The following is a 4816-nucleotide window of genomic DNA, read 5'->3' as shown; positions in this document are numbered from 1 at the left end:
AGCACCAGCCCGACCACCCCGGCCAGGGCCACGAACAGCCCGCCCCCGCCGACCGCGAGCAGCAGCACCACCGCGGCGCCGATCGCCGCCACCACGGCGCACCGCGCGAGCAGCCGGGCGACCAGCCCCGCCCGGAACCGCGCCGTTCGTGCCCCGCCCATGACGTCCTCCCGGTGGATGTCGGCCCGCCCCGCACCACCAGCCTGCCGCAGGGCCTCGGCCGGGGGGTGTCCCGGTCGGCCGTATGGGTCCACGGGGTCATCCAAAGGTTGCCAAACGCCGCGGTCGGGGTGTGCTCCGGCCCCCGGTGCGCCGGCATCGTCGGCCCGTGCTGGAGGGGGACCCGCTCGGACTCGACCCCCCGGAGTGGAACCGAGCCGCTCGGAAAGCCGCTCGGAGCGGGGCGTGCGGCTCGGGCGTACCTCGATGTGGCGTTCTTCCATCCCTTCGTGGACGGCAACGCCCGCGCGGCTCTGCTGACTTTGGTGCACGTCCTGGCCCGCGAGGGTGTCTTCCTCCCGGAGATGGGTCCGCTGCAGTCACCCGGTACGCGGACGACGCCGAGGGGGCGGCGGACCCGGCGAAGCTGGTCGGGGTGCTGAACCGGCCGCGACAGGAGGCCACTTGGGCAGGAAAAACGCAACTTCGACAGGGTCCGCAGCGGCCGCTACCTTCACCTGGTCTTCGGCCCAGGGAGAGACGCATGCCCCAGCTAGCCCTGTACACCTTCGGCGTCCTGAGGTCACCTCTCGCCGACGCAACCCCACTCACGCGCGAGTTCTACGAGATCGGTGCGGCTGTTTACCGGAAGATCAGCCGGCACCCCGGATACCTCGCTCATGCCGAACCGGCGGACGGCGACCAGGGCGAGCTGTTCGGCGCCGACTGGGGACCGTGGGGGGACTTCGCCGTGCCGGCCTGGTACGACAAGGGCCGTACGGCAAAGACCACCGCCCTCGCTGCCACCCTCTCCCTCTGGACCGGCCTGCGCCCCGCCTTCGACGCCATTTACACCGGGCTGCACCGCGAAGCACTGAACAGGCGTCATGACTGGTTCGAGAGGACCGGACACCCCAATCACGCCTTCTGGTGGGTGTCCGACGACGTGACACCCACCTGGCGGGAGGGGGTCTGGAGACTGGAACACCTCCAGGACCACGGCCCCGCGCCGCACGCCTTCACCTTCCACCAGGCGTTCACCCCGGACGGAACCCCGGTCACGGTGTCGCGACGGCGAGGAGCGGGTCCGGCCCGTTGAGGTGGCCGAACAGCTCGGCCTGCTCCTCCCGGTGAGCTCACCACCAGGAGCGCCTTGACGTGTCCGGAACCCTCAATGCATCATTCCATTAGTTCATTGGTTGAAAGCGGGGTTCACTCGTGGCGTTCTCCTTCCGGATCGACCGGTCCAGTGGGGTACCCAGCTACGTCCAGATCGTCCAGCAGGTCCAACAGGCCCTTCGGCTGGGCCAGTTGGAACCCGGTGACCGTCTGCCGACCGCCCGTGCGGTCGTGGAGGCGACCGCGCTCAACCCCAACACCGTGCTCAAGGCGTACCGCGAGCTGGAGTCCCAGGGCCTGGTCGAGACCCGGCGCAGGCACGGGACGTTCATCACCGGCACGCTCGGCTCCTCCGCCGGCGACTCGCCCTGGCGGGCGGAACTGGCGGACGTGGCGGCGCGGGCCCGTACGGCGGGGCTGGAGCGCGAAGACCTCGCCGCGTTGTTCACCGCCGTCCTCGAAGACCTCTACTCGTCGAAGTACTCATCGAAGGAACCCGATGTCGTTCCCCACCCGCAGTCCTGAAGCGGCGCTCGCCGCGGACGGCGTCACCAGGAGATACCGGCGCAGTGGTCCGGCCGCGCTCGGCGGCTGCACCTTCGCCGTCCCCGCCGGGGTCGTCTGCGCGCTCGTCGGACCGAACGGCGCGGGCAAGTCCACCCTGCTGGAGCTGGCGGCCGGACTGCAGCGACCCACCACCGGCACCGTGGAGGTCTTCGGCCGGCCCACGCGCGTCGGCAATCCGCGGGTCGCCTACCTGGCGCAGGACCGGCCGCTGTTCCCCCGGTTCACCGTCGCCGAGACGCTGCGCCTGGGGGCGCGGCTCAACGAGGGCCACTGGGACGCGGAACTGGCCGAGCGGTTCGCCGACCCCTCCCGCTTCGGCAAGGGTGGCCGTATCGGCAGCCTGTCCGGCGGCGAGCGCACCCGGATCGCCCTGGCCCTCGCCCTCGGGAAGCGGGCCGACCTGCTGCTGCTCGACGAGCCGATGGCGGATCTCGACGTCCTCGCCCGCCAGGAACTGATGGGCCTGCTCATGGCACACGTCGCCGACACCGGCGCGACGGTGGTCATGTCGTCGCACATCCTGTCCGAGCTGACCGATGTCTGCGACCACCTGCTGCTGCTCGACGCGGGTACGACCCGGCTGTGCGGCGACATGGACGAACTGACCGACACCCACGCCGTGGTGGCCTTCGCCGGGGGTGCCGAGCAGCTCGCCGGTCATGCCGTCGTCGAGTCCCGCCCCGCCGGGCGCGGCACCACCGCCCTGATCCGCCGCGCCGGTCCGCTCCCCGCCGACTGGGAGGTGCGACCGCCCTCCGTGGAGGAGCTGGTGCTCGCGCACCTCACCGGCCCGTCCCTTTCCGCCGCCGTACCGCCTCGCAAGGACACCGCCGCATGAGCGCCGCCATCGCCGCCGCCCCGACGACTCCCCGGCCCGGCCGCCTCCGGCCCCTCGCGGGGATCGCCCTGCGCCAGTACTGGGTCCCCGGCGTGATCCTCCTGCTGCTGGCCCTGCGCGTCGGCGTCCAGATCGTGTACCACTACTACGGCTGGGCCGACGCCGTCGCGCTGCGGAACCACGTGGGCAGCCAGGCGTACCACTTCGGGCGCTATGCGGATGACGCCCACACCATGACGGCGAAACTCACGGATGACGGCGCCATGCTCGCCTTCCAACCGGCCCTGTTCGCCGCGCTGCTCACCGGTGTGCTGACCGCACGTGAATGGGAGACCCGGCGTGTGGTCTTCGCCCTCACCCAGACGGTGACCCCCCGACGCTGGTTCGGTGTCCGCTGGGCGACGCTGGCGGGGATCGTCGTGGTGCTGACCGTCCCGCTGGTGGCGCTGTACCGGATGAGCGTCGTGCACGCCTTCGATCTCAACCTGCTCACCTACGGTGCCGAGCGGCAGAACGCGTACTACACGATCGGCCCGGTCACCGTCGCGTACGTCGTCCTCGGCGTCGCGGCCGGCGCCCTGACCGGCACGTACCTGCGCCGCCTGTGGCCCACGCTCGTCGCCGCCCCGCTGCTGACCTGGCTGGTGGCCGCCGTCCTCGTCCGGTCCCGCGCGATGCTGCTGCTCGACCTCCCGGTCCTCTCCAAGGTGAACGGATTCCACCCCGGTGGCGTATTCGGCCTGATGTTCTTCGACGCCCTGCCCCAGGACGCCTACCTCACCAACACCCTCACCCCCGGCGACTACTGGCCGTACCAGCTCGCCTCCAGCGCCCTGGTCCTCGCGGTGGCGGCCCTGCTGACCCTGACCGCCTTCCGCGTCATCCGCCGCCGCACGGCCTGACCCGGAACCCGGCTCCGCCCCGGCGAAAGGTGATCGCCAGGGCGGAACGGTGCCCCGGAATGCGCCCCGCCAGCGTGTTGCGCATGCTGGTTGGGGAGGTGCCATGGAAGGCGACGCCCGACGCGAGCGGACCCTTGAGACCTGCCCGGAGGCCATGCGTGTGGCCTGTGAGGCGCTGGCGGCCTCACCGCTGGCGATCCTCGTCCTCGACGACGGACTGCGTGTCACCGAGTGCAACGAGGCCGCGCACCACTTGCTGGCCGGGACAGATCCGACCGGCAAGGTGATGACCGACGTACTCCCGCTGCGCGACCCCGAGTCCGAGAGGGCCGACGCGCGCGACGTACGGTCCAGTGGTGTGGCCTCGCTGAACCGGCTGGTCCGCACCCGGGCGACCCCCCGGCAGGGCCCCCGTACCCTGTGCCTCTCGTTCTTCCCGCTGCCGCCCGGCCAGGAGGGTTCCGGGCTCATCTGCACCATCGCGGACATCACCCCCAAAGAGGCGGACTCCGGTACCGACCCACTGCGGCGGCTGGCGGCCATCCAGGTGGAGGTCGGGGAGACCCTCGACCACGACACCACCTGCGCCGAACTCGCCGACGCGCTCGTCCCCGGCGCCGCCGACACCGTCGTCATCGCCCTCGCCGAGCACATGACCGATGACGAACCCCCGCCGCTGACCCGGCACCACCCCGAGCCGCTGTGCCCGATCGCGTCCAGCGGAGCCCCCGAGGGCAGCCATGTGTGGCCCGCCGACCAGCGCCCCTTCGCCCCGCTCCTCGCCGATCACACTCCGCGCGCCACCGACATCGAGGCCGACACCCGCTGGCTGGACGCCGAACCCGCGCTGAAACGCCTGCTGCGCGCGGCCGGGGCGCACGCGCTGCTCGCGGCCCCGATCATGCGCGAGGGGACGGTGCTGGGCCTGCTCCTGCTCTACCGGGGCGAGACGCCGGCCCCGTTCTCCCGCGAGGACATCGCCCTCGTCGAGAAGGTCTGCGCGCACACCGCGCGGTGCCTGGACCACGCCAGCCGCTTCCACCGCGAGCACACCGTCGCGCTCGCCATCCAGAACTCCCTGCTGCCGAGGCAGCCACCGACCGGGGCCGCGCTCGACATCGCCGACCTGCGGCTGCCCGGCGACGAGAGCGGAGGCGGCTGGTTCGACGTGATGCCGCTGTCGGGGGCGCGTACGGGGCTCGCCGTCGGGCAGGTCACCGGGTTCGGCGTA

Annotated in this window: 5 protein-coding genes; all 5 read left to right on the top strand. The window is 72.0% G+C overall.

Annotation, left to right across the window (positions count from 1 at the left end; all coding sequences use genetic code 11):
• Nucleotides 1-703 precede the first annotated feature (703 nt).
• Nucleotides 704-1258, top strand: coding sequence for a DUF3291 domain-containing protein (locus GT030_RS02845; RefSeq protein ID WP_161199668.1), 555 nt, complete (start codon nt 704-706; stop codon nt 1256-1258).
• A 119-nt stretch (nt 1259-1377) separates the two neighbouring features.
• Nucleotides 1378-1803 (top strand): GntR family transcriptional regulator, encoded by a 426-nt coding sequence (locus tag GT030_RS02840; protein WP_161199667.1) that lies wholly within the window; start codon nt 1378-1380, stop codon nt 1801-1803.
• Nucleotides 1778-2683: an ABC transporter ATP-binding protein gene (locus GT030_RS02835; protein ID WP_161199666.1), complete on the top strand. Its 906-nt coding sequence runs from the start codon at nt 1778-1780 to the stop codon at nt 2681-2683. The genes GT030_RS02840 and GT030_RS02835 overlap by 26 nt, the downstream gene beginning before the upstream one ends.
• A complete protein-coding gene (locus tag GT030_RS02830) occupies nt 2680-3585 on the top strand; it encodes a hypothetical protein (protein ID WP_161199665.1) in 906 nt (301 codons plus the stop codon). The genes GT030_RS02835 and GT030_RS02830 overlap by 4 nt, the downstream gene beginning before the upstream one ends.
• 103 nt (nt 3586-3688) lie before the next feature.
• On the top strand, nt 3689-4816 hold a 1128-nt coding region (locus GT030_RS02825; protein WP_161199664.1), incomplete at its 3' end, for a GAF domain-containing protein.

Source organism: Streptomyces sp. SID1328 (genome assembly GCF_009865595.1).
GTDB lineage: Bacteria > Actinomycetota > Actinomycetes > Streptomycetales > Streptomycetaceae > Streptomyces > Streptomyces griseoluteus.
Note: the sequence above shows the minus strand (reverse complement) of the source record. Positions and strands in the feature narration are given on the sequence as shown.